The organism is Leucobacter denitrificans, from assembly GCF_014396385.1.
Lineage (GTDB): Bacteria > Actinomycetota > Actinomycetes > Actinomycetales > Microbacteriaceae > Leucobacter > Leucobacter denitrificans.
Genome location: NZ_CP060716.1, coordinates 2093641 through 2117866, shown reverse-complemented (window position 1 = coordinate 2117866; position 24226 = coordinate 2093641). Strand labels below are relative to the sequence as shown.

The following is a 24226-nucleotide window of genomic DNA, read 5'->3' as shown; positions in this document are numbered from 1 at the left end:
AGTGTCGACTTCAGTGAACGGAGTACTCATGAACGACACCGCAATCACTACAACTTCCGGCAATCTGCGCGGTCAATTCACGCAGGTCATTCTCGCCATGCTCGCCTCAACGGTTGGCTTTTGGGCGTGGATGATTATCTCCCCGATCCAGGCGTTCTACTCGGAAGAGATGCAGCTGAGTGAGGGGCAAATCTCGCTCATGCTCGCCGCCCCGGTGCTGGTCGGTGCACTCGGTCGCATCATCACCGGCTCGCTCACTGACCGGTTCGGCGGGCGCAAGATGTTCACGGCTATCCTGCTCATTTCGATACCTGCGGTGCTACTCGTTGCAGTCGCGGGGTCCATCGGCAGCTTCGTTCTGCTGTTCATTGCCGGCACGTACCTCGGTGTCGCGGGCACAATCTTCGCGATTGGTATTCCGTTCTCGAGCGCCTGGTACGAACCAAAACGTCGCGGCTTCGCGACCGGTGTGTTCGGCATGGGAATGATCGGCACTGCAGTATCCGCATTCGTAACGCCGCGCCTGTTGCGCACCATCGGGTACTTCGAAACCCATCTTCTGGTTGCCGGCATCATGCTCGTCATGGCGGTGATCGTGTGGTTCTTCATGCGCGAATCCCCAGAATGGGTTCCAAACCGAGAGCCGTTCCTCCCCAAGGTCATGGGCACGCTTAAGCTTGCGATTACGTGGGAAATGTCGTTCCTCTACGGCATCGTATTTGGCGGCTTCGTCGCGTTCTCAACGTTCTTGCCGAAGTATCTCGTCACGATTTATCCAGACGACGTCGAACCGGTGGGCGCTGGCACTCGAACCGCACTGTTCGCCGTCGCCGCGGTGGTCGCGCGCCCAATTGGTGGCGTTCTCGCTGATATTTTTGGCCCGAAAATCATCTCGCTCATCTCACTCGCGGGCATTGTGACGCTTGCGTACGTGGTTGGTCAGCAGCCTGCTGAGGGAATCCTCACTGGCGTCACGTTCATCGCAATGGCATCGGCTATGGGGCTCGGCATGGGTGCGGTCTTTGCGTGGATCGGGCCTTCGACCCCGAAAGAGAAGGTCGGCGCAGTCAGCGGTATCGTGGCGGCTGCGGGCGGTCTCGGCGGATACTTCCCGCCGCTCGTCATGGGCGCGACCTACCACCCCGAGAGCAACTCGTACTCGCTGGGCCTATGGTTACTCGTGCTCGTCGGCGCGTTTGCGCTTGTTGTCGCGGGCATGCTCAAGGGGGCACGCTCGAAGTAGGCGACAAGGCTGCGTTAATTACCAGTCAGGTGAGTTCAGCGTTGCTGTTTGCGCGGAGGCATGGCCGGATTTGGCAGCCGCTGCTTGCGCATCGAGAGCGTGAGCCTGCACTCGTCAGGAGTCACAAAAGGCTCAAGCTGTTCGACCTCAAGCGGGCCAGACACCTGGCTCAACTGATCCCGAATCAAGCGCTCGTGCACATCACAAATCGAAGCTCGATTCTCGTCGCACAGATCGTACTCCGGGCACGGCACAACTGTGACCTCGAGCCTGTCGAGATCGAGGTCGGGCTCAAGCCCGACATCTTCGAGGTGGGCAACGAGCGTATCGATCTGATGCTGCGCCTCCTCTCCGATCACCGAACTTCTGTCGAGCGATGGGTAGAGCCGACGAAGCATGTCGCCCCTCGACAGCGACGCCATCACTCGTTCGTCGGCACTCGGGTTCATTCCCGGCCCGCAAACAGGGTAGAAGCCCGCCGGCGGTCGACCCCGAGTTCCCGTCGCCAGGGGCCTGCTCGCAACGAGGCCCTCTTCTTCGAGCACACGCAGGTGATCTCGTGCGGTATTGATATGAATCTCGGCCTGAGCAGCCAACTCTTCGAGCTTTTGCCCGGGCTCATCTTGCACGGCTCGCATGAGTTTCACTCTGCTAGCCTGCGTCAATCCTCGAAAATCCTCGACACGGCGGGGCATGATTTGAGTCTATCCAAACCTTGTGAGCACAGACAACAGATAAGGCGTGGCGCACACCGCCGGAGTGGTGAAGAATGAACATGAAATGAGGGGTGCACTGTGACCGAATTGCCTGAGGTTTACTCAGAGTGGATCCTGTCGCGTATCAAGGCGACCGAGATCGTCGAGGTTTCGATCGCGGGCGCGCACGGGCGTGTGCTCGCGCAGTCAGCGAGTGCCGGGGTCGATCTGCCGCTCTGGAGCGCGTCGGCGATGGATGGGTACGCGATCCACTCGGCTGACACGGTGACAGCAACCGACGAAACTCCTGTGATGCTTCGTGTCATCGGTGAGGTCGAGGCTGGAAGCAGCCTCGACCCAGATCTCCCTTCAGGCTCAGCGGTGCGGATCATGACGGGGGCTCCGGTTCCCACTGCGGCAGATGCCGTGATTCCCGTTGAACTCACACGCGGCTCGAAGCCCGACGGGTGGGCCGATGACCAAGTTCAGGTGCTTCGCGGCGTTGACCGTGGGGCGAATGTTCGCAGGCGCGGCGAAGACGTGGTTCAGGGAGAGACGATCGCGCACGCTGGCGAAGTGCTCGGTGCTGCACGACTCTCCGCTCTTGCTGCTGCCGGGGTAGCGTCGGTTCGGGTATATCGCACACCACGCGTCGCGGTCGTAAGCACCGGATCAGAGCTACGTGAACCCGGGCAGCCGCTTCTCCGCGGCGAGATTCCCGAGTCGAACTCGTTGCTCATTTCAGGAATGCTGCGAGAAGTAGGAATCGAGGCGCGCACGGTCGAGCACATCACCGACGATGCGGCCTCGCTGCGGCAGCGGCTCGCGCAACTCGCGGCGGATCACGACGCAGTCATCACTACAGGAGGTGTCGGGCCGGGTCTGCACGACGTCGTGCGGATCGCCCTTGAACCTGAACCGGAAATACGCTCTGTGCGGGTTGCCGTTCGGCCGGGCCAGCCCCAGTGCTCGGGCCGGCACAGCGCAGGCGCCTTCATATTCGGGTTGCCCGGCAACCCTGTAAGCGCCGCAGTGAGCTTCGAGCTATTCGTGCGGCCTGCACTGCGCAAGATGGCCGGCATCACCGCTCCTGAGCGTCGGCGCCTCGAAGCTACGGCGACAACCGGATGGCGCGGCAAGTCCGGTGTCTTACAGGTGCTACCCGTGACGCTTTCCGAGGGGCCCGAGGGCCTCACCTGTGCCCCGGCGGTACCGCCGAAAGGGGTGTCGCACTCGGTCGGAAGACACGGGGCCACCGACGGGTACGCGCTCGTCGAGCCTGGGCGTGGTGACATTGCAGCTGGCGATCAGGTCCGGGTTATCGAGACAGGATTACTGTGAGCACAGCCCTGGGAATCGGTGAGAGCTTCGACGCGATCGTGCTCGCCGGCGGGCGTGGATCGCGCCTAGGCGGTGCCGACAAAGCGGCAATCGAGATTGAGGGTGAGCGTCTTATCGACCGAGTGGCAGCCGCTGCACGCGCGGCGGGAGCGCACCGCACAATAATTGTCGGACCGGATCACACTGGCTCGCTGGCCGACCGAGTGATTCGAGAGGATCCTCCATTCTCGGGCCCGCTCCAGGCGGTCGCGGCGGGGCTCAATGAGGTGGAGTCTCCGTTCGTGATGCTGCTCGCCTGTGACCTCGTGCACCCCGCAGAGGTAGTGCAACAGCTCAGCGTGCCATCGGCGCCTGATGCAGACGGCCTCATACTCGTCGACGAAGACGGGCGGTCGCAGTGGCTCGCGAGCTGCCTGCGCACTAGGTCGCTACGCGACGCGATCCACAAATTCACGAGTTCAGGGCAAAGTCTGGCAAATCGTCCGCTCAAAGTGGTTTTTAAACTACTCGATCTCGAGCAGGTCGAGGCACTGAACGGCACCACGCTCGACATTGACACACCCGAACAACTCGCACATGCTCGATCACAGGAAAGGACACAACCATGACGAACGAGCCAAAGAGACTGCCCCCGGAGGCGCTTGATGCTTGGCTAGAGCGAGCCGCACGGACGCTACACCTGGATCGAGCGGAGGTGCCGATTCCGCTCATTCTCGACGTGGCGGCAGATGTGGCTCACGGGGTCGCACGACCTGCCGCACCACTCAGCACCTTTTTGCTCGGTCTCGCCTTGGGCCGACGCTCGAGTGAGGGAGCCACACTCGAGACGCTGGCTGCCGACCTTTCGGTTCTGGCCGAAACATGGGAGGTGGATCAGGAGTCTGCGAACTAGCCGGGCTCCAACCTGGTGTCGGCGCTCACCAGCGTCGGTACTAACCCAGTGTCGGTGCTACCCCGAAGTCTTCGTCGCGATGAAGATCTCGTTCTTGTCTGAGAACTCCCACGTTGTCTCAATGATGCACGTGACAATGACTAAACGATTAGGGTCATGCGTCCATATGTCTTGCGATGCAATCTCGTCTTTCATGATCGACCGTTTGTCTTCAACAGTGTAGGTGTCGCCCTCGTAGGTGAGCGTTTCTCCGACCTCGAGAGTTCGTAGTTCGTCGCCCGCACAATCTCGGTTGTCGCAAGAGTGCGCGAGTATAAAGTCCGTTCCGCCGTCTCTCGGGTAGCCGTAGGCGTCATCAACAATCTGCCAGAATCCCTGCCCCTCATCCGCGGGCCGCCATACCGACGAGTAGGGCATTTCCCGCACATTCTCGATGTTGACGGCCAGATCGGGGTCGAGCGCCGCCGGTGATTCGGGTCCAGCTTCGGGTTCTGGTTTCGGTTCAGGGTGTGGATCTCGCTCGCGAGTCGACGCCGAAACGGGTTTCTGTAGCTCATCCCCAGGGTCATTCGCGAACAGCCCACTGAGCACCGCGATCTGCGCGGCGAGCGCGACGAGCGCTGCTGCGCCTCCCACATACCACCACAGTCGTCGCTTTCGACCCTTGGGAACTTCTTCTATAACCTCGTCACTCACGAGTCTCCTCAAAGCTGCACACTGAGGCGCTTGCGGAATCGTCCCAGCAAGCACCTCAGTGCTACGTGAATCGGGCGTTAAACCGCGGTCTCGATCTTGGTGGGAGGGGTGGCTGCGACGGCCGTGGTCGTCTTGCCACCGCTACCAGCCTTGTCTCCGCCGCTGCCTTCTTGCGCAGTGACACAGTTGCCCTCGCCAAACACGTAGGTGTCGCCGCCAAAGGCCAACGATTCGACTGCTGAGCCCTCTGCGCCGGTGAACCCTACCCCCAGGATCTGGTAGTTGGCACCGAACTCGTCGATGTCGGCCTGGAAGTACTCGAGCATTTCACCGAATGTCGGCGCGCCGTCAAGAGGGTCCAAGATCTCACCAAGGTCCCCTGACTCAATAATACGAAGGTCAGCAAAATTGTAGGTTCCGGGCCCAAGCGGCTCCGAGCGAAACGTCATCTCGACTGGATCATCCTCACCGCTCCACATAACGGCCATCGGCATATCAATAATTACCGGGCCGGAGAGGACTGAGATCGAGGTCGAATTAATAACACCCTCAATAGGCGCGGTTGATACGTCAGTTGTCGGACGCGCGTCAACCGGGAACCCCTTGAGCACCTGCACGTTGCTGTTCGTCGACGGCGCCGTTGGTGTGAGCGTGGTCAGCGAGCACTCTTCAAATGAGACACTCGTCTCAAGTGCGGCATCGGCGTTCGTCTGCGACCCGATGTGCCACTGGTCGTAGTTGTACCCAGGCTCCGATCCACTGCCGCCGACCTCGAACGGAGCGATATTCTCTGGGCTAACTTGAATGTTTGCCGCAAACGCTGGGGAAACTGCGCCCAGCGAGATTGCGAGTGCTGAGACGGCCGAGAGGCCAATCTTGAGCATTGCCGAATTAGATTTCTGCATTTGAGACTCTTTCGTTTAAAGAGAATCTCCCCTCAGATCCTTCTATACAGATAGGAAAATGGGCGTCACTGCAGTTGTGCACACCCACTGCAAGAACGTACGCGACATTCGGGTCGAGCACAAATGAAGCTCGTCGCCCGTGCAGATATTGCACAGCAGTGGGCCCCTCCCCTGCCGCAAACGCACAACCCTCGGTAGGCTGCCAGACAGGAGGCCGCCATGAGCAATCTTGAGGTAGACCCGACCGAAACGATCTGTGCCGAGCAGTCGAGCGACCAGAGAGTAATCGAGGTGCTCGAACCCCGTGACGTGCCCCTCGGCGGGCTCAGAGCGATGAACGTGCGGCGCACACTTCCGCAGAGGGCACGGAGCCTCATCGGCGCGTGGTGCTTCCTTGATCACTACGGCCCGGATGACATGCGTACGTCTCGCCCCATGGATGTTGCGGCTCACCCGCACACCGGCCTGCAAACCGCGAGTTGGGTGTTCTCTGGCACAATTGAGCACCGCGACAGCGCCGGCAATCACGCTATCGTTCGGCCGGGTGAACTCAACCTCATGACCGCGGGTTCTGGCATTAGCCACTCAGAGCGCACGACGCCCGACACTGAGATTCTTCACGGTGTGCAATTGTGGATCGCGCTCCCCGACCGCACCCGCCACGTGCGCAAGCGCTTCGACCACTATGCGCCTCCGCTGCTTGCGGGCGATGGGTACCGGGCTCAGGTGTTTCTCGGGTCACTCCTCGGCGATACGTCGCCTGTGCACGCACACACGCCGACGGTCGGGGCTGAGATCTCGCTCGATCCGGAGGTCACGCTCGACCTGATGGTGGATCGAACGCACGAGCATGGCGTCTTAGTCGACACCGGCGATGTGACGCTCAGTCACGGTGAGCACGGGCCTCCGCAGGCGCTTGGCTGGGCACAGCTCGGGTTTGCGCCGGTAGGTGCCGAGTCGTTGCGCATCACCGCAGGCAGCGAGGGCGCACGCCTCATGCTCGTCGGCGGCGAACCGCTCGGAGAGCAGCTCGTAATGTGGTGGAACTTCGTGGGTCGCAGCCACGAAGAAGTTATCGCTGCGCGCAAGGCTTGGATGGCGACAATCGACGGAACCGCGAGGGAAGACGATCAGTTCGGAATTCCCGACGATGAGCCCGATCCACCATTGCCGGCGCCGCCCGCGCCCATCGCGAGGCTGAAGCCGCGCGGGCACCTACCCCCACTTCCCACCACACAGCAGAGTCAGGATGATGAGATGACAGAGCAGGGCGAGCACATTCATATCGAGAATGTGCCTGATGAGCGTCGGTACACGATCGCGGTAAACGGTGAGCTAGCGGGGTTCGCGAAGTACCGGTCTACTCAAAGTGGCAAGGGAGTCGCATTCATCCATACCGAGGTTGATGAAAAGTTCGGTGGCCGCGGACTTGCCGGGAAGCTTGTGACATGGGCTCTTGCCGACGTGCGAGACTCGGGGAGCCGCATTGTGCCGTATTGCCCCTACGTTGCCGCGTGGCTCAAAAAGCATCCGGAGTTTGAGGAGTTCGTCGATTGGCCCACGCAGTAACACACCCGGTCGAAACTGACTCAACGCCAGTGCGCACGATCGAGGTGAGCGCGGTGGTGATGCGCGACTCCGAAGGCCGCGTGCTCAACGTGCGCAAGCGCGGCACCGACACCCTCATGTTGCCGGGAGGCAAGCCCGAGGTCGGCGAAGACCCCCGCGACACTGCGATTCGCGAATTCTCTGAGGAGCTTGGCGTCGAGCTCGATCCACTGCGACTTCGCGGCCTTGGCGATTTTCGTGCCCCAGCCGCGAACGAGTCGGGGTTCGAGGTGCTCGCGCACGTCTATGAGCATCCGTTCGTCACGGTGGATCGGCCGCGCGCCGAAATCGAGCACCTGGAATGGCTGCACCCAGACGATCCACACCCCGCGATGGCCCCGCTCAACACGCTGCACGTTTTCCCTGCGCTCGCGAACTCCGCACGACCCGCCCAGAGAGTTGCGGTATTTACTGGGTCTGCGCTCGGCGTGAACCCGAGGTTTGAGCAGGTCGCACGTGAGTTTGGCGCGGCCCTTGGGGCATCGGGAATCGAGCTTGTCTACGGCGGTGGAAAAGTAGGGCTCATGGGCGCCGTTGCCGATGGCGTGCTCGAGTCAAGCGGAAACGCATTCGGGGTGATTACCGAAGCGCTCATCAACGGCGAGACGGGGCACGAGGGCCTGACGCGACTCGAGGTCGTGCGCACGATGACCGAGCGAAAGCAGCGCATGGCCGCCCTTACCGATGCGTTCGTCGCATTGCCAGGCGGCCCGGGAACGCTCGAAGAGCTCTTCGAGGTGTGGACCTGGGTCACACTCGGGATTCATACCAAACCCGTCGCCCTGTTCGACATCGACGGGTACTGGCAGCCGCTCATCAGCATGATCGACCACATGGTCGATTCAGGGTTCTCGACACCTGTCGCACGTGACTCGCTCATCGTCGCGACGAGCACTGACGAGCTGTTTGAGAAAATCGCCAATTGGCAGCCTCCGAAGCCAAAGTGGGTGTAGCCACTACGCTGGGCCTATGGATTCCGCGATGAAGCACGGCCCCTCAACTGAGCGTGGCATCACGTCTGCACTCGCAGTACTTCTCGGGCTTGCAGCCTCGGTGATCGTACTGGCAGGGGTTTCCTAAGCGAGAGACATCATCGGCCCACTCGCAATCGCGGCCGTCATTGTGATTATTTGCAATCCCATCAGGCGCCCACTCGACCGGGCTGGGTTGCCGAGTTGGATCTCGACCACCATCGTCATTGCGGTCTCCTGGGCGATCCTGCTCGTACTCGCGGGAATGCTCGCGTGGGCCACCACCGAGTTCACTCAGCTCGTCATCGCGTTTGCTCCAGATCTGCGCGACACCGCGAACAATACCCTTGAGTGGCTCGCAACCTTTGGGCTCGACGCCCAGGTCTCTGACGCTGCCCTCGCGTACCTCACCCCCGCAAAACTCATTGGCTACGCGACGTCGCTCGGAGGCGGAATCATTGGGGTGTTCGCAGCACTCTTCTTCATCTTTGCTTACGCGATCTTCATGGCGGCAGACGCTGCGAGATTCAATCGTGCCTCACACGAGTTCGGCCCAGACTCTGCACCCCGCGCCCGCAAAATTGGCAAGTTCAACAGCAGTGTTCGCAGGTACTACGTAGTGAACGCAGCTTTCGGTCTACTCGTTGCCGCGGTCGATGGAGTCGCCCTCGCGATCATGGGGGTTCCTGCGCCACTGGTGTGGGCGATTCTCGCCTTTGTCACGAACTTCGTGCCAAACATCGGCTTCATCCTTGGACTGGTGCCACCCATGATCCTCGCCCTTGTGGTTGGCGGGGTTCCGCTCATGGTCGGCGTGATCGTGGTGTACTCGGTTGCCAACGTGCTGCTGCAGGTGCTCATTCAGCCGAAGTTTGTGAGCGATGCCGTGAGCCTGAGCCTCACCCTGAGCTTCGCGTCAGTTCTGTTCTGGACCTTCATCATTGGACCGCTCGGCGCGATTCTCGCGATCCCACTCACACTGCTCATACGAGCACTCATACTCGAGCGCGACTCGGACCTCGTCTGGCTCCGGTGGCTCTCGGGTGATCGCGTGCGCGGAAAAACAGGGCACGACGTGGTGCTGTAGGCGGATCAGACCAGCTTCGAGTCCCAAAACTCTCGAAGCTGGTGACTCTTCGCCACCGCTATGTCGTCCCAATCTTGCATTGTCGTCGAACTGTCGGCATAGTCCGACGGAATCTTGAAGAGCTGCAGAGGCACACCAAAGCGTTCGCACACGCTCGCGTAGGCGTACCCCTCCATGTCGACGAGCTGCGCGCCGAGGCCCGAGATGTGTGTTCGCTGCTCGTCGCTCGTCACGAACTGGTCACCGGTCGCCATAGTCGCGGTGTCTTGCAATACCAGCTCACCTGCCGGTTTCAGTGTTGGCGATGCTAGCGCGTAATCGTGCTGCAGAAGCGCCGTCACCTGATAAATGGTGTCGAGGGAGAGCCTTCCTCGCTCGCCATCCACGACCCCCGCGGTGCCGAGCACGACCACTCGCTCATACGCATGACCGGCCAAAGCTTTTGCGAGCGAGACCGAGGCGTTGATCTTGCCGACGCCTGTCACCAAATGGGCCACATTTGCGAAGGCCGATGCCTCGTCGCCGTGCGCAAATACCAGCAGTGTGGTCTGGTCTCCCATGAAACTCCCCGGGTTCGGTGCCTTGTAAACGAACTCCAGACTAGCGGTATTCGAAAATTTGTTCTATTATGAGAAGTCGAGTTCGTTCGAGACCCGCGATTTCGCCCAGTGCAGGGCAGATTCCCATTCCAGCGAGGTTCATAGCGACTCACCCTGATCCACTGCGATCAGACGGGGCCTTTACCGAGGCCGCCCACGCATTGCGCCGCACTCAGCGCCCGCGTGAACAACATGCGCGAGCACACCTGCCGCGCCAGCGCGTTACCGACTGGTTCGCGCTGAAAGAACCGTCGCCCGGCCGAAGCTGCGCGACAAACCTAAGGACATAACTATGCAAACTCACTATGACAACCAGATCCGCCCAGCACCGCGTACCCCGTACCACTCGCTCGGCGAGAACTCCACCATGCACATTCCCAACTGGGCACAGCACCGTTCGGTGTATCGCAGCGCAGGCCGCACCCTGTACGTAGTCGAAACCGAGAAGTACGGTGACGCACGTCGCGACCTAGCGCACCTAAACCGCGCAGGTTGGGACGTGTCGGTTGATGCAGCGGGCGACAATGCTCGCATCGCGTTCAGCCGAGCTGCGTAACAAGCAGCGCTTCACCAACTGTCACACAGTCGCCTCGCGTTTGACTCACCTCATGCGGCCGGTAATACACTGGCCGCATGACTGATCTAGAGCTTGCCGAGGTTGAGAGCTTTTCCCTCGATCACACGAAGGTGCTCGCACCCTATGTTCGACTCATCGGCGTCGAGCACGGGCCAAAGGGTGACGCTATCTCGAACTTCGATATCCGCCTCGTGCAGCCGAATGAGGGCGAGATTCCGACCGCTGGCTTGCACACGATCGAGCACACGCTCGCGGGTCTCCTTCGCACCCGGTTCGAGGGGCTCATCGACATTTCTCCGTTCGGGTGCCGCACGGGTTTCCATATAATCGCCTGGGGCGAGCCCACCGCGGCCGTCGTCGCTCAGGCGATTAAGGCCTCGCTCGAAGACATTGTGGATCGCGTGACGTGGAACGACGTTCCCGGCACAACGGCCGAGAGCTGCGGTAACTACCGCGACCACAGCCTGCACTCCGCGAAGGAATGGGCGAAGGTCGTGCTCGATCAGGGCATCAGCATCGACGCGTTCGATCGGTCGATTATCGCCTAAGCGGTGAGCCGCGCTCGCACCTCCGTCGCGCGTGCCCGCACCGCCGCAGCGTCGAGCGTAAGGTGCTTCCCGTCGGCATAGACGTGCCTGCCGCCAATAAAGACATGCGCTACATCGCGCCCGGTTGCCCCAAACACGAGATGCGATACGAGCGCGGTGGCCTGCAATGGGGCGAACGTGGTTACCCCAAGATCCACCGCGATGACGTCGGCGAACTTACCGACCTCAAGCGCACCAGATAGCGGAAACCCAATCGCCTCTGCGCCGCCCTGCGTCGCGATGTGTAGCGTGCTCGGGGCGAGCACCGCACCCGCGTCTTGCCTCGCACCCCGGTGAAGAATTGTCGCGTGCTTGAGCTCCTCAAACAGATCAAGCGAGTTGTTGCTCGCGACCGAATCAGTGCCCATCGCCAGGCGAACCCCCGACGCGATCATCTCGGGCAGCGGAGCAACGCCGTTGCCGAGCTTCAGGTTTGACACCGGGTTGTGGCTCACCGATGTGCCCGTGCGCGCGAACGTGACGATCTCATTCTCGGTGAGATGCACGCAGTGCGCAGCATGCACGTTGGCGTCAAAAAACTCGAGCGAATCAAGGTGCTCCCCCGGCGTCTTGCCGTACTGCTCTGTCAGCTGCGCGACCTCGGCCGCCGACTCCGAGACGTGGGTGTGGATCGGGATTCCAGAAGCGATCGCGCGCTCGCGCACCTCACGCAAGAACTCGGGGTACACGTGTACGGGGCGTGCGGCGCGAAACCGACGCGAACGAGTGGATCCTCACGATACTTCGCGGCCAGCCGCTCAGTCTCATCGAGCACCTCGGCACCCGTGATTGGCGACACTGTCGGGTAGGCAACATGATCGGTAGCCGAACACGCGAGACCTGCAAACACGCGCATTCCCGAGGCACGCACCCGCTCAATGAGCTCTTCATCCCAGTAGTACATGTCGGCAAATGCGACCGTGCCCGTTTCGATCATCTCGAGGAGCGCGAGCTCGAGCCCTGCCACGAGGTCGTCATGCGTGAGCCTCTGCTCAACGTCTTGAACTTTGCCTAGCCACGTCATGAAGTCATCGTCATCTGAGACGCCACGCTGCAGCGTCATCGCCGAGTGCGTGTGGCCGTTCACGAGGCCGGGCATGAGCGCGTGGCCCGCTAAGTCATGCGTGACACTGCTGTCAGCGCGAGGTGGGCCGACGTAGGTTATGGATCCACCACTATCGAACTCAAGTTCTGCTGGGGTCACCACCCCACCCGGGGTGAGCATTGCGTCTGCGCGAAGTACCGTGAAGTCACTCATGCGCCCAGGCTACCCACCCATGCGGCGCTGGCGCGAAGAATAATCTCGCAATGCACGCAAGAAGTCGACCTCACGAAGGTCTGGGTAGAGCGCTTCTACGACGTAAAACTCAGAGTGGGCCGACTGCCAGATCATGAAGTCGCTCAGGCGCTGCTCGCCCGATGTGCGGATCACGAGGTCAGGGTCAGCTTGCCCCCGCGTCCACAGATGCTCGCCGATCATCTCTTCAGTGATCGTCTCGGCGAGAGTGTCGAGTGTGCCCCCAGCCTTGCTGTGCTCTTCGATGACACTGCGCACGGCCGCCGCGATCTCGCTTCGACCTCCGTAGCCGACCGCAAGATTCACATGCAGGCCGGCGTTCCCTCTCGTGTGCTCTTCTGCTGTTGCGAGCGCCGAACACAGCTCCGGCGACAGCCCGGTCGTCGACCCAACATGCTTGACGCGCCAGCGCTCATTCTTCGCGAGCTCACTCGCAAGCTCGGCAATGATTCCGACGAGATCGTTGAGTTCGGTCGCGTCTCGCGACGTCAGGTTGTCTGCGGAGAGAAGGTAGAGCGTTACTGTTTTTACCCCCGCATTCTCGCACCATCCCAAGAACTCAGGGATCTTCCGTGCGCCCGCACGGTGCCCGAACGAAGCGCGCTCTTGCAGTCGCTGCTTCGCCCACCGGCGATTACCGTCGACAATCACCGCGATGTGCTGCGGAACGCGGCCCGGCACAATCTCTCGGCGCAGCCTCCGCTGATACAGGCGGTAGAGCAGGCCGGCGCGCGGCGCGATTTTGGGTGTCGTCACCCAGTTATTGTAGCGATGTCTTCGCACGAAGAGCCTGGCGATCCACCAGTGTTTACTGGGGATTCTCTACATATATGCCCAACTAGATCTGTGCGCAACATACACTCGATTCATGAATGACACTGCCTCCGAGGCTCAGCCCGAGCGCCCCGACAAGAGCCGCTCGTTTCCGAAGCCCGATGGCATATCGCTCCCTCTGCTCGAAGATACGCTCGAGCATGGTCACGGCGCTGAGCCTGTTGATTCTGCAGACTCTGCACCCATCGCAGAGGTGAAGCCGCTGTGGCGCGGGTGGATCCACACCGCGAACTTTCCCATCACCATCGCGGCCGGCATTGTGCTCATCTCACTTGCGCACGGCGCGATCGCGAAGTGGGCCGCGGCCGTGTTCATGCTGTCGAGCATGCTGCTGTTTGGCATTTCGGCGCTCTACCACCGCATCAATTGGAAGCCCACGACCAAGCAGGTGTTCAGGCGACTCGATCATGCCAACATCTTCTTGCTCATCGCCGGTACCTATACGCCGATCGCGCTACTTGCTCTGCCGCTTTCAAAGGGCATTTTGCTGCTCGTGCTCGTCTGGGTTGGCGCGCTACTCGGCATAGGTTTTCGAGTGTTCTGGATCGGCGCGCCGCGATGGCTGTACGTTCCGCTGTATGTGCTGCTCGGGTGGGCAGCCATGATGTACATCGTTGACATCGCGCATGCCAACCTCGCGTCGATGGTGCTCGTCGTCGTCGGCGGACTCATGTACACGCTGGGTGCCGTCGTGTACGGAATCAAGCGGCCGAACCCTGTTCCCGGGGTGTTTGGGTTTCACGAGATTTTTCACGCATTGACTGTGCTCGCGTTTCTCTGCCACTGGACGGCCGCGCTGCTCGTGGCTCTCGACCCCGTGCACCTGCGGTAGGTTCACTCACCTCGCCCAGCGAGCACCATCAGCACTGCCGCACCGTAGCGCTCGAGTTTCACCTGGCCGATGCCAGAGATAGCGAGTAGCCCGTCGTCAGTGGTCGGCTGGTGCACGGCGAGCGCGGCCAGCGTCGCGTCACCGAATACAACATATCCGGGCACTCCCTGCTCCTTAGCCTCGTCGGCCCGCCACGCGCGCAGGCGCTCGAACACCTCAGCTTGTTCGGGGGTGAGATCTGCTGCGGCGGCAGAGCGCTTCGATCCACCGCCCGACGAGCGCGAGGCCTTGCGCGCAATGACCTCTTCGCGCATGTGCACCTGGGCTTCGCCTCGCAAGACTGGCTTCGCGGCCTCGCTTGGCCACAGCACTCCCCACTCGCCCCGCGCCTCGAGCAGCCCGGTTGCGACGAGGTGCCGCACGACTCCCCGCCACTGCGTCGCCGACCACTCAGAGCCGATGTTCCAGGTTGAAAGCTCGTCGAGTCGCACTTGCGCAACACGGTCTGACTGCACGCCACGCAACACATCGATGTGTTGACCGGCCGCGTAGGTTCGGCCTCGCTCTTTTTGTGTGCGGATCACGGTAGACAGCAGCATCTGCGCAGGAACCGTCGCGTCCCACAACTTCGGTGGCTCGAGACACACGTCGCAGTTGCCGCACTGATCCGCAATCTCGCGCTCACCGAAGTACTCGAGCAGGTACTTTCGGCGGCACGTAACGCTCTCGCACAGTGCGAGCATGTGATCAAGGTGCCTGCTCTGGTTGGCCTTGGCTGCTTGGTCACCGTCACTCGCCTCAATGAACTGCCGCTGCTGCACGACGTCAGCGAGGCCGTACGCCATCCACGCCGCCGAAGGCAGCCCGTCTCGGCCAGCACGTCCGGTCTCCTGGTAGTACCCTTCAACTGATTTCGGCAGGTCGATATGCGCAACGAAGCGCACATCAGGCTTGTCGATGCCCATGCCAAAAGCGATCGTCGCGACAACGACAACGCCGTCCTCCCGCAGGAACCGGGTTTGGGCTTCGAGTCTCGCCTCCGCGGCCATTCCCGCGTGATACGCAACCGCGTTGATGCCCGCGTCTCGCAACGCCGAGGCCGTCTGTTCGACGCGCTTGCGGCTCAACGCATAGACGATACCGGCTTCGCCCTGATGCTCATCGCGGATAAACGAGAGCAGCTGCGCACGAACATTCTGCTTCGGAACGATGGAGTAGCTGATGTTCGACCGATCGAAGCTTGACACGAAGTGCCTAGCCGACTCGAGGTGCAGTCGTTCGGTGATCTCGCGGTGCGTTGCGGGAGTCGCGGTTGCCGTGAGCGCAATGCGGGGAACGTCGGGCCAAACTTCGGCGAGCGCTCCGAGCTTCAGGTAGTCGGGCCTGAAGTCGTGCCCCCACTGCGAAACGCAGTGTGCCTCATCGATGGCGAAGAGTGCGATGCGCCCTCGCTTCAGCAATTCAACGGTCCGCGAGCCAGCAGACGCGAGCTGCTCGGGTGCGAGGTACAACACATCGAGTTCGCCAGAGAGGTAGGCCGCCTCAACCTCACGCCGTTCCTTAGGAGCGAGCGACGAGTTCAGTGCCCCGGCCCGCACACCCGCGAGCCGAAGCGCCATCACCTGATCGTGCATGAGCGCAACGAGCGGCGAGAGCACAATCCCGGTGCCCTCACGGGCAATCGCGGGGATCTGGTAGCACAGTGACTTGCCGCCGCCCGTGGGCATGAGCACAACTGCGTCACCGCCCGCAATCACATGCTCAATAATTGCTTCTTGCTCGCCCCGAAACTCGCTGTATCCGAAGACCTCGGCAAGAATGCTCCGCGGATTTCGATCAGTCACGATCAGTCGTGCTTATGAATCGCTTGGCTTCTTTGGCGCATCAGCGTCAGGAGTCTCCTCGCCGCCACCGGCCGCTGACACTTCGTTGGCCGCCAACTCCGCCGCGATGTCTTCACGAATCTCGCTTCGGTAACTGTTGCGCCGAATGCGGCGCACGAGCAAGAACCCGAGCACGAGCACGGCAGCCGCAAACACTGCGGTGACAATGAACCCCTCGGGTCCCGGCGTCACCTTGTCCGCATTAAATTCGGTGTCATCGTCAGCGAATACGTAAAGTGCAGTGGCGTGGATCGTGTGCAGTGCAGTCGCGATGAATGTCATTACGCGTCTTCCTCAATTCCTTCAAACAAATCAAACTCAAACTCTGCTGTCGCAACTCGCGACTCGGCGAGGCGATAATCCTCAAACGGCCAAGCCTGCCGTTGCACCTCGTTGGGCCAAAAGAAGAACGAGCTGTCGGGTGATACCTGGCTGGCGTGGGCAAGCAATGCTGCGTCGCGCACATCAAGAAAATCACCGACGTCGACACGCGCGGTGCCGGTGTATTCGCGGCGCATCATCCACTCGCGCATCTCTTCGAAGGCCGCGAGCAGCGGCGATTCTGGCTGATTCTCCAAGAGCCATTCGTGGATCGCCTTCACGCGCGCCGAATTGAAAATGTCTTCGTAGTACAACTTCTTCATTTCCCAGGGCTCCCCTGCCTCGGGATAGGCCTCAGGATCACCCGATAGCTGCCACGCACGGTAGCTGATCTCGTGGCACCGAATGTGATCGGGGTGCGGGTATCCACCCTGCTCGTTATACGTGATCATCACGTGTGGCTTGAAGTCTCGAATCACGCGCACGAGTGCCTCAGCAGATACTTCCTTTGGCACGTGCGCAAACGATCCACTGGGAATGGGATCGCCCTCACCCGGGAGGCCAGAATCTTCGTACCCCAACCACACATGCTGAAACCCGATGATTTCTTGCGCGCGCTCCATTTCGCTGCGGCGCAAGCCAGCGAGATCTCTGCGACTTCGTGGATCGCGGCTCACAAGCTCGTTAAGCACATCGCCGCGCTCGCCCCCGGTACAGCTCACCACGAGTACCTCGGCACCCTGGCCAAGGTAGTGCGCGTACGTGCCCGCGCCCTTGCTCGACTCATCGTCTGGGTGGGCATGCACGGCGATCAATCGGAGGGTCATCGGCATCCTTTCACATGCGACAGTCAAGCATTCCCGCTACGCTGGCACAACGACTAGTCTAACCAGCAGAGTATGGGGGTTTCAGGTGACTGAAGCGTCGCGCGAAACCGTCGCAGACCGCTACGGCACGCGTCGTTCGAGACGGTTCGATCGTCGTATTGGCTGGGCCGTCGGCGGCGCGGCCGTTGTGATCGGCGCGCTGGTCATCGGCTTCGGCAGTTGGCAGCAGGACACGCTCGAGGTGAAGAACATCGGCTTCTCGCTGAACAAAGATCAGGCCGAGAGCGGCATCTACACAGCAACGACACGGTTCGAGGTGAATACCGACCCAGGTGTTCGCGTGAGCTGCGCCGTTGAGGCGCTCAATACGTCGAAGGCAACGGTTGGGTGGAAGGTTGTGGATCTGCCGGTCATCGACACCCGCTCCCAAGACGTGACGGTGAACGTCATCACCATCGGGCCAGCCACCGCAGTCAACGCAAAGTCGTGCTGGCCCGTCGAACTGTAGCCCGGCGGCAATAGTCCGGCAGCGCCAATAGTCTTGCCGCAACAATCATGAACTAGCACAGTACACACTGGTACGCTGGTCGAGGCGCCCTGGTGAACGGGGCGTTATGTCTTACTCCAGCGGTGATGCTCAGGTGCAGCACCACCGCACACGCGAATCGAGGATCCCCATGGCCGAGCCCACCAAGACCTGGCTAACACAAGAAGCGTATGACCGGCTTCAAGCCGAGCTCGACGAACTCTCGGGCCCCGGTCGAAAAGACATCGCCGCACGTATCGAGGCCGCACGCGAAGAGGGCGACCTCAAGGAGAACGGCGGCTACCACGCCGCGAAAGACGAGCAGGGAAAGATGGAGGCGCGGATTCGCGACCTTACCGAACTGCTCAAGCACGCGACCGTGGGCGAGGCACCAAAAGCAAGCGGTGTTGTCGTGGTTGGCACGGTAATCACCGCAGAAATCTTTGGCGACGAAGAGCGCTTCCTGCTCGGCAATCGCAACCTTGCCGATGGATCAGACCTTGATGTCTACAGCGCAGAGAGCCCGCTCGGTGCTGCGATTCTCGGCCTGAAGATCGGCGAAGAGACGAGCTACGAGGCGCCAAACGGTAAGGCGATTCCGGTCAAGGTGCTCGCCGTCGAGAACTACGCTTAGTAGCTCTCCACCCCGCGCTGCGCTCCGTGGGCACGGAATATTCAGGCAAAATCGCATAGCGATTATGCATATTCCGTGGTGACGCTACTGCGTCAGCGTGGGCGGCACCGAGAGCTACCCGAAAACGCATTCGCGTTTTCGTCTTAGTAGCTCTCGCCAACCCTCACTTCGTAGCCGGCTTCGCGCAGCGCGGTAGCAACCGCGTCTCCATGATCCTTGCCGCGCGTTTCAATGTGTAGCTCGAGTTCGACTTGGCTCACGGGCAGTTCGGTTGCGTGCCTGGTGTGGATCACCTCGACCACATTCGCGTTCTTCTCTGCAACGATCGTCGCGGTGCGAACGAGCTGGCCTGGAACGTCGGGCAGCAAGATGCGCAGCTTCATGTACCGCGCAGATGCCGCGAGACCGTGCCCGATGACGCGCTGCAGCAGCAGTGGGTCAATGTTTCCGCCAGAGAGAATCGCGGAGGTCGGCCCAGTGAGCGAGAGTTTACCCGCGATGATCGCCGCAACACCCGCGGCACCGGCCGGTTCGACGACGAGCTTTGCCCGCTCGAGCAGGAAGACGATTGCTCGAGCGATATCGTCGTCGCTCACGGTGACTATCTCATCGACATAGTCACGCACGAACTTAAAGTTCAGGTCGCCGGGGCGCGCAACAGCAATGCCGTCTGCGATCGTCGGCTTCGTCTTGATCGTGGTCGGTTCACCAGCGTCAATTGAGACCGGGAACGGCGCAGCATTTTCGGCCTGCACCCCGATGATCCGCATGTTGCGACCGTGCTTCTTCGCCCAGGCTTTCGCTGCCGCGGCGACACCAGAGATGAGGCCACCGCCCCCAATCGGCACAATGATGTTCTCGACATCTGGGGCCGAGTGGAGAATTTCAAGCGCGACCGTGCCCTGGCCCTCAATAACCGCGGGGTCGTCGAACGGTGGGATAAACACTGCCCCGGTTTCGCGCACGAACTCTTGCGCGGCGTGGAGCGTCTCGTCAAAAATATCGCCAGTGAGCACGACCTCGGCACCGTAGTTGCGGGTCGCCTGCAACTTCGGCAACGCTACGCCCTTCGGCATGAAGATCGTCGCGCGAATGCCGAGCTCACGCGCGGCAAACGCAACGCCCTGGGCGTGGTTGCCGGCAGACGCAGCAACCACACCACGAGCCTTCTCTTCGTCACTCAACTGAACTATACGGTTGTAGGCGCCGCGAAGCTTGTACGCTCCCGTTCGCTGCAGATTCTCGCACTTCAGGTACACCTGCGGAACATCGAGGAGCCCAGCGAGAAACCGTGATGTCTCAAGAGGGGTTCTCTGCGTTACCCGATGAACAGTCTCAAGTGCTTGCTCGAAATCTTCAAGGCTCGGTACCGTGTAATCCTCACTCATTCGGCCTGTCCCTTTCCTGCCCTCTTTGCAATCGCTCTCAGTCTGTCTTTCGCTGTCGTTCTCGCCTCGTTGCGGCGGTGGAACTCCGCGACCGGATCCACATCTGGCTCCCATTGGCGTTTCGCCAACACATTAACTATCGCGTTACCAGCGGCGGCAATCGGAACTGCGAACAGTGCGCCTGGAATACCCGCGAGCAGCGTACCCGTAGTGACCGCAAGCACCACACCGAGTGGGTGCACGCGCACCGCATTTCCCATGACGAGCGGCTGCAGGAGGTGACCCTCGATCTGGTTCACAAGCACCACAACGCCCAGCATCATGAGCGCGTTCACGGGCCCGTTGTACACGAGCGCAATAAATGAGGCGAGAAGGCCGGTTACGATCGCGCCGAGGAATGGAATGAATGAACCCAAAAATACGAGGATCGCGATCGGTATGGGGAGCGGCACACCGAGTAGGGCCGCGCCCACACCGATACCGACCGCGTCGACAAAGGCTACGAAGATCTGCACGCGCACGTACTGCCCCACCGAGACCCAGCCCGCTCGACCCGCTGAATCGACGGGAGAGTGTGCCTTTGCGGGAAGAAACCCGAGCACCCAGAACCAGATCCGCTTGCCATCGAGCAGGAGGAAAATAAGCGAGAACACCACAAGGAGCATGCCGGTAATGAACTGCCCAGCCGACGTCGCGACGCCGAGAGCGCCCGTCCAGATACTCCCCTGGTTCGACTCGATCAGCCGCAACGCCTGCTCGCCGTATTCACGCAGCTGATCCGCCGAAATACCGAAATTGTTGTGTTCAAACCACTCGAGAAATTCGTTCCACACTTCAACGGAGCGACTTGAAAGGTCTCCAAAGCCGTTCTTCAGTTGAGACACAATGAGGCCAATGAGCAACCAAAGCGCGAGCCCGAGTGCTGCAAGCGCCGCAAGCAACCCGAGCCACTTCGGCAGCCCCCAGCTCACAACATTGCTCACGATGGGCGAGAGTAGCGCAGTGAGCAGTATGGCGATGAGCAGTGGGATGACAATGATGCGGATCTGCACGATCGCCCAAATCAACGCAGACGCTGCGAGCGCCACGAGGATGAGTCTCCATGACCACGCGGCAGCCACCCGGATTCCAAGCGGCAGCTCGTCTTCGGCGCGCGCGGGCTGAGGCTCTGTGCCTGGGGTGCTGCTGCGCTCTTCCACGTGCTCAGTCTACTGAGCAGCGTATGCGACTGACGTCACTGTTCACCGTCAGAGGAGTTTACGCAGCCACTTCCGAGCTAGGGAATCTTTCACAGAAGTGTAGGGAGGCATGATGGTCGACGCGAGAGTGTCTGGTTTCAGTGGCTTCGAAAGCACCGGCTTGTCGTGGCTAAAGACGCGGAATGAGTGCTCACCGTGATACGCGCCGATTCCGCTCGCTCCGACTCCCCCGAACGGAATCTCGGGCGCGCTCAGGTGAATCATCGGCGCACCGAAGTTCAGTGCCCCAGAACTCGTCTCCTGTTCCCACCGACGCCGAACCGCCGCGTCGTCGCTGAACACATACGCCGCAAGTGGGTGATCGTTCGCATTCACAAAGCTGAGGGCATCATCAAGACCAGACACCTCAATGAGCGGCAAAATCGGCCCAAAGATTTCGTCTTGCATAACACGCGATTCGCGGTCGACCTGAGCGAGTACCGTCGGTGCGAAGTAGCGGGACGGTTTATCAAACACTCCACCGCTCACGACCTCGCCGTCGCCAAGATAGCTCACGAGCCGGTCAAACTGAGTGGCGTTCACAATGCGGCCGTAGTCGGGGTTACGGTCAATCGCGCTCCCGTACAGGTCGTGGATCGCCTCGGCGAGCAATACCTTCAGGCGTCGAAGCGTCGACGCTGTGCCCATAACGTAATCGGGTGCGACGCACGTCTGCCCCGCGTTCAAAAACTTGCCCCACGCAATACGCTTCGCGACTTCAGCGAGTGGAACACTCTCGTCGACGTATGCAGGCGACTTGCCGCCGAGTTCAAGGGTCACCGGCGTGAGATGCTCTGCCGCGGCGTGGGCGACAATTCGCCCCACACGCCCATTGCCCGTGTAGAAGATGTGGTCGAACCGCTCGCGCAGCAGAGCGGTGGTTTCTTCGACGCCGCCCTCGACCGTAGTGAACGCGCGGCGATCGAGAGCTTCAGCAAGAAGTCTCGACAGAAGTGTCGCGGTCGCAGGAGCCAGCTCACTGGGCTTCACGATGGCTGCGTTGCCAGCTGCAATCGCCCCGATGAGCGGTGAGAGTGAAAGCATGAGCGGATAGTTCCACGGCGCAATGACAAGCACCACCCCGAGAGGCTCTGCGATAACCTTTGCCGCCGCGGGCTGGAGTGCCAGTGGCACGCCAACGCGGCGTGGCTTAACCCACCGGTCGACGTGCTCAAGCGCATAGTCGATCTCGGCTACGAGCAGCGCGATCTCGGTGAATTGGGCTTCGGTACCTGATTTTCCGAGGTCTGAGTGCAGTGCCGCTTCGAAGTCAGCGCTGTGATCGACAAGCATCGTGCGAAGTCGAGACAACTGCTGTTTGCGCCACTCAATTGGGCGTGTGACCCCGAGATTGAAACTGTGGCGAAGGCCTGCGACGATCTCTGGAATACTCTCGATAGCGGTAACACCCATGCGCACCACACTACTGCTGGGCATTGGGGATCCACCTCAAATTGAGTGGTGGATCAACGAGAGTTAGCCGTGCAGCGCGGGCACGATGAGGTAGATGCCTACAAGCACCGCAATGGCTGAGAGCCCGAAGCAGACATTTGCGGCAACTGTTGCCCAGCGCGGGCGGCCAACAGCTTCAATGTCGTCGTCTTCGTCGTCGCGATCAGGGCCGTCAGGCTCAAACGTGCCGTCCTCACATCGCACCCGCGGTGCGGGAAGCGCGAGAAAACGGATTCCGAGCGAGTACAGCGCAACAACGAACACGGCAGAAACGAGTGACGCGACAAACACGGTCACGAACGCCATCCAGTCGATCATGATTCGTTCCCTTCGCGCTCCTGCTTCGCCGCTTTCTTCGCAGCCTTTCGGGCTGCCTTTGCCGCTTTCTCTGCTTCTTTTCGTGCCTTCTCAGCGGCCTTGCGTGCCTTGTCTGAACGAACTGCAGACTGGGCGACGGGAGTGAGTGGCGGCACAGTGCCAGTCTTCGTCTTCACCTTCTTGACGCGACCCTTGCCCATGCGCACGGCATAACCCGACTCGGCGACATCAGGAACCGGGATTGCGTTTCCTGCGTTGACCTCATTGCGCTTTGAACGCCAGAAGATAAAGAGAATCACGAACAACCCGATGACTGCGTCTGCAAGGATTCCAAAGATTCCAAAGTGGGCAATGAACGCAGCGAGTGCTCCGACAGCGCCGGCTGCTGGGAGCGTGAAGAGCCAGCCCGATGCGATACGGCCAACGGTGCGCCAGCGCACCGTCGATCCCTTGCGGCCAAGACCCGAACCAATAACCGAGCCCGACGCAACCTGCGTGGTTGAGAGCGCGAAACCAAGGTGGCTTGACGCGAGAATCGTCGCGGCCGTCGAGGTCTCTGCAGCGAAGCCCTGTGCTGGCTTCACATCGGTGAGTCCTGCGCCGAGCGTGCGGATGATGCGCCAGCCGCCCGAGTACGTGCCGATCGCAATCGCGAGCGCACAGGCGATGATGACCCAGAGCTCTGGCTCCGAGTGATCTTGAATGCCAGCGGCCACGAGCGTCAGCGTAATGACACCCATTGTTTTCTGTGCGTCATTGGTGCCGTGCGCGAGAGCGATGAGCGACGACGAAGCGATCTGTGCGTAGCGGAATCGGCCGCGACCGTCTTTTCGGCCGTCATGCCTGCGAGTAATGGCATAAGCAACCCGCGTTGCAGTGAACGCAACGATGCCCGCTGTGAGCGGTGCGGCGAGCGCCGGAAGAATGATTTTTGAGAGGAAGACGCCGCCGTCAATGGCAGAGAGCCCAGCGCCCACGATTGCAGCACCGATGAGGCCGCCGAACAGCGCGTGTGACGAGCTCGATGGCAGGCCGTAGAGCCAAGTGATCAGGTTCCAAACCACCGCACCGATGAGCCCCGCAAACACCATCTCGGGGCTAATGAGCACACCGCCTTCACCCTCTCGAATGAGCCCACCCGAAATGGTCTTTGCGACCTCAGTCGAGAGGAACGCACCAACCAGGTTCAGGATCGCGGCGAGTAAGACCGCAGTCTTGGGTTTTAACGCGCCGGTCGCGATGGGCGTCGCCATCGCGTTTGCCGTGTCGTGAAAACCGTTCGTGAAGTCGAAAAAGAGTGCCAGCACGATAACTAGCAGCACGATGAGTGTGAATTCCACCGGTGCCTTCCGTTTTGCATAAGTCTCGGCGCATCCACGGTGCTCCCAAAAATTGGGGTATCGTTCACGCACGCTTCACCTAAATAGTTCCACCTCGTCATTTAGAGGTCAAGCCAGGATGCCCGCGTTAACCAT

25 protein-coding genes and 1 pseudogene are annotated in these 24226 nt (G+C 60.9%); 12 read left to right on the top strand and 14 right to left on the bottom strand.

The annotated features are described in order from the left end of the window. Position 1: 1 nt before the first annotated feature. Positions 2-1243, top strand: a complete 1242-nt coding sequence (locus tag H9L06_RS10210) for an MFS transporter (protein ID WP_246454377.1) — start codon at positions 2-4, stop codon at positions 1241-1243. Between the two features lie 35 nt (positions 1244-1278). On the opposite strand, the gene H9L06_RS10205 is transcribed toward H9L06_RS10210, so the two are convergent. After that, positions 1279-1881, bottom strand: a complete 603-nt coding sequence (locus H9L06_RS10205) for a helix-turn-helix domain-containing protein (RefSeq protein WP_246454546.1) — start codon at positions 1879-1881, stop codon at positions 1279-1281. A 156-nt stretch (positions 1882-2037) separates the two neighbouring features. Between H9L06_RS10205 and H9L06_RS10200 the strand changes: the two genes are divergently transcribed. The 3 genes from H9L06_RS10200 to H9L06_RS10190 are packed head-to-tail and all read left to right on the top strand — an operon-like array spanning position 2038 to position 4171. Next, the gene (locus H9L06_RS10200; RefSeq protein ID WP_187555065.1) at positions 2038-3279 is read left to right on the top strand and encodes a molybdopterin molybdotransferase MoeA; all 1242 of its coding nucleotides are present in this window, start codon (positions 2038-2040) and stop codon (positions 3277-3279) included. Next, positions 3276-3887 carry a molybdenum cofactor guanylyltransferase gene (gene mobA, locus H9L06_RS10195; protein WP_187555064.1) on the top strand — a complete coding sequence of 204 codons (612 nt, stop codon included), beginning with the start codon at positions 3276-3278 and terminating at the stop codon, positions 3885-3887. Before H9L06_RS10200 ends, mobA begins: the two co-directional genes overlap by 4 nt. Next, on the top strand, positions 3884-4171 hold the full coding sequence (locus tag H9L06_RS10190) for a DUF6457 domain-containing protein (protein ID WP_187555063.1): 288 nt from the start codon (positions 3884-3886) through the stop codon (positions 4169-4171). Before mobA ends, H9L06_RS10190 begins: the two co-directional genes overlap by 4 nt. Positions 4172-4228: 57 nt before the next feature. Here H9L06_RS10190 and H9L06_RS10185 read toward each other — a convergent pair whose 3' ends face one another. Beyond that, positions 4229-4867, bottom strand: coding sequence for a sortase family protein (locus H9L06_RS10185; RefSeq protein ID WP_187555062.1), 639 nt, complete (start codon positions 4865-4867; stop codon positions 4229-4231). A gap of 77 nt (positions 4868-4944) precedes the next feature. Continuing rightward, positions 4945-5772, bottom strand: coding sequence for a hypothetical protein (locus H9L06_RS10180; protein ID WP_187555061.1), 828 nt, complete (start codon positions 5770-5772; stop codon positions 4945-4947). Between the two features lie 219 nt (positions 5773-5991). Here H9L06_RS10180 and H9L06_RS10175 point away from each other — a divergent pair, with 219 nt between their 5' ends. The 3 genes from H9L06_RS10175 to H9L06_RS10165 all read left to right on the top strand — a co-directional run bounded on the left by H9L06_RS10175 (position 5992) and on the right by H9L06_RS10165 (position 9438). Beyond that, positions 5992-7341 carry a bifunctional pirin family protein/GNAT family N-acetyltransferase gene (locus tag H9L06_RS10175; protein WP_187555060.1) on the top strand — a complete coding sequence of 450 codons (1350 nt, stop codon included), beginning with the start codon at positions 5992-5994 and terminating at the stop codon, positions 7339-7341. Beyond that, on the top strand, positions 7326-8333 hold the full coding sequence (locus H9L06_RS10170) for a TIGR00730 family Rossman fold protein (protein WP_223165197.1): 1008 nt from the start codon (positions 7326-7328) through the stop codon (positions 8331-8333). The genes H9L06_RS10175 and H9L06_RS10170 overlap by 16 nt, the downstream gene beginning before the upstream one ends. A gap of 169 nt (positions 8334-8502) precedes the next feature. Then, positions 8503-9438, top strand: a complete 936-nt coding sequence (locus H9L06_RS10165) for an AI-2E family transporter (protein ID WP_246454376.1) — start codon at positions 8503-8505, stop codon at positions 9436-9438. A 5-nt stretch (positions 9439-9443) separates the two neighbouring features. On the opposite strand, the gene H9L06_RS10160 is transcribed toward H9L06_RS10165, so the two are convergent. Beyond that, a complete protein-coding gene (locus H9L06_RS10160) occupies positions 9444-9998 on the bottom strand; it encodes a phosphorylase family protein (RefSeq protein ID WP_187555059.1) in 555 nt (184 codons plus the stop codon). A gap of 331 nt (positions 9999-10329) precedes the next feature. Here H9L06_RS10160 and H9L06_RS10155 point away from each other — a divergent pair, with 331 nt between their 5' ends. Both H9L06_RS10155 and H9L06_RS10150 read left to right on the top strand, forming a co-directional pair. Further along, complete coding sequence (locus tag H9L06_RS10155; protein WP_187555058.1) at positions 10330-10593, top strand: hypothetical protein; 264 nt, start codon at positions 10330-10332, stop codon at positions 10591-10593. Between the two features lie 77 nt (positions 10594-10670). After that, a complete protein-coding gene (locus tag H9L06_RS10150) occupies positions 10671-11162 on the top strand; it encodes an S-ribosylhomocysteine lyase (protein ID WP_187555057.1) in 492 nt (163 codons plus the stop codon). Here H9L06_RS10150 and H9L06_RS10145 read toward each other — a convergent pair. Both H9L06_RS10145 and H9L06_RS10140 read right to left on the bottom strand, forming a co-directional pair. Then, positions 11159-12264 (bottom strand): annotated as a pseudogene (locus H9L06_RS10145) (amidohydrolase family protein). The gene H9L06_RS10150 and the pseudogene H9L06_RS10145 sit on opposite strands and share 4 nt — an antisense overlap. Positions 12265-12468: 204 nt before the next feature. After that, positions 12469-13254 (bottom strand): isoprenyl transferase, encoded by a 786-nt coding sequence (locus H9L06_RS10140; protein WP_246454375.1) that lies wholly within the window; start codon positions 13252-13254, stop codon positions 12469-12471. Positions 13255-13366: 112 nt separating this feature from the next. Between H9L06_RS10140 and trhA the strand changes: the two genes are divergently transcribed. Beyond that, a complete protein-coding gene (trhA, locus tag H9L06_RS10135) occupies positions 13367-14164 on the top strand; it encodes a PAQR family membrane homeostasis protein TrhA (RefSeq protein ID WP_187555056.1) in 798 nt (265 codons plus the stop codon). A 2-nt stretch (positions 14165-14166) separates the two neighbouring features. Here the strand turns inward: trhA and recQ are convergent, their stop codons facing one another. From recQ to mca, 3 genes are read right to left on the bottom strand one after another with little or no spacing between them, the layout of a single operon-like run. After that, on the bottom strand, positions 14167-16008 hold the full coding sequence (recQ, locus tag H9L06_RS10130) for a DNA helicase RecQ (protein WP_246454374.1): 1842 nt from the start codon (positions 16006-16008) through the stop codon (positions 14167-14169). Between the two features lie 12 nt (positions 16009-16020). Further along, positions 16021-16329 (bottom strand): ferric reductase-like transmembrane domain-containing protein, encoded by a 309-nt coding sequence (locus H9L06_RS10125; protein WP_187555055.1) that lies wholly within the window; start codon positions 16327-16329, stop codon positions 16021-16023. Then, positions 16329-17195 carry a mycothiol conjugate amidase Mca gene (gene mca, locus H9L06_RS10120; RefSeq protein WP_187555054.1) on the bottom strand — a complete coding sequence of 289 codons (867 nt, stop codon included), beginning with the start codon at positions 17193-17195 and terminating at the stop codon, positions 16329-16331. Before mca ends, H9L06_RS10125 begins: the two co-directional genes overlap by 1 nt. A gap of 85 nt (positions 17196-17280) precedes the next feature. On the opposite strand from mca, the gene H9L06_RS10115 reads away from it, so the two are divergent. Then, complete coding sequence (locus tag H9L06_RS10115) at positions 17281-17703, top strand: DUF4307 domain-containing protein (protein ID WP_187555053.1); 423 nt, start codon at positions 17281-17283, stop codon at positions 17701-17703. Between the two features lie 169 nt (positions 17704-17872). After that, entirely contained in the window at positions 17873-18355 is a 483-nt protein-coding gene (greA, locus tag H9L06_RS10110) for a transcription elongation factor GreA (RefSeq protein WP_187555052.1), read from the top strand. Between the two features lie 143 nt (positions 18356-18498). Here greA and ilvA read toward each other — a convergent pair whose 3' ends face one another. From ilvA to H9L06_RS10085, 5 genes are read right to left on the bottom strand one after another with little or no spacing between them, the layout of a single operon-like run. Further along, positions 18499-19743, bottom strand: a complete 1245-nt coding sequence (gene ilvA, locus H9L06_RS10105) for a threonine ammonia-lyase (protein ID WP_187555051.1) — start codon at positions 19741-19743, stop codon at positions 18499-18501. Beyond that, a complete protein-coding gene (locus H9L06_RS10100) occupies positions 19740-20942 on the bottom strand; it encodes an AI-2E family transporter (RefSeq protein WP_187555050.1) in 1203 nt (400 codons plus the stop codon). Before H9L06_RS10100 ends, ilvA begins: the two co-directional genes overlap by 4 nt. Before the next feature lie 48 nt (positions 20943-20990). Then, on the bottom strand, positions 20991-22418 hold the full coding sequence (locus tag H9L06_RS10095; RefSeq protein WP_246454373.1) for an aldehyde dehydrogenase family protein: 1428 nt from the start codon (positions 22416-22418) through the stop codon (positions 20991-20993). Between the two features lie 39 nt (positions 22419-22457). Continuing rightward, positions 22458-22751, bottom strand: a complete 294-nt coding sequence (locus H9L06_RS10090) for a hypothetical protein (protein WP_187555049.1) — start codon at positions 22749-22751, stop codon at positions 22458-22460. Next, the gene (locus H9L06_RS10085) at positions 22748-24091 is read right to left on the bottom strand and encodes an inorganic phosphate transporter (RefSeq protein ID WP_187555048.1); all 1344 of its coding nucleotides are present in this window, start codon (positions 24089-24091) and stop codon (positions 22748-22750) included. Before H9L06_RS10085 ends, H9L06_RS10090 begins: the two co-directional genes overlap by 4 nt. Positions 24092-24226 lie beyond the last annotated feature (135 nt).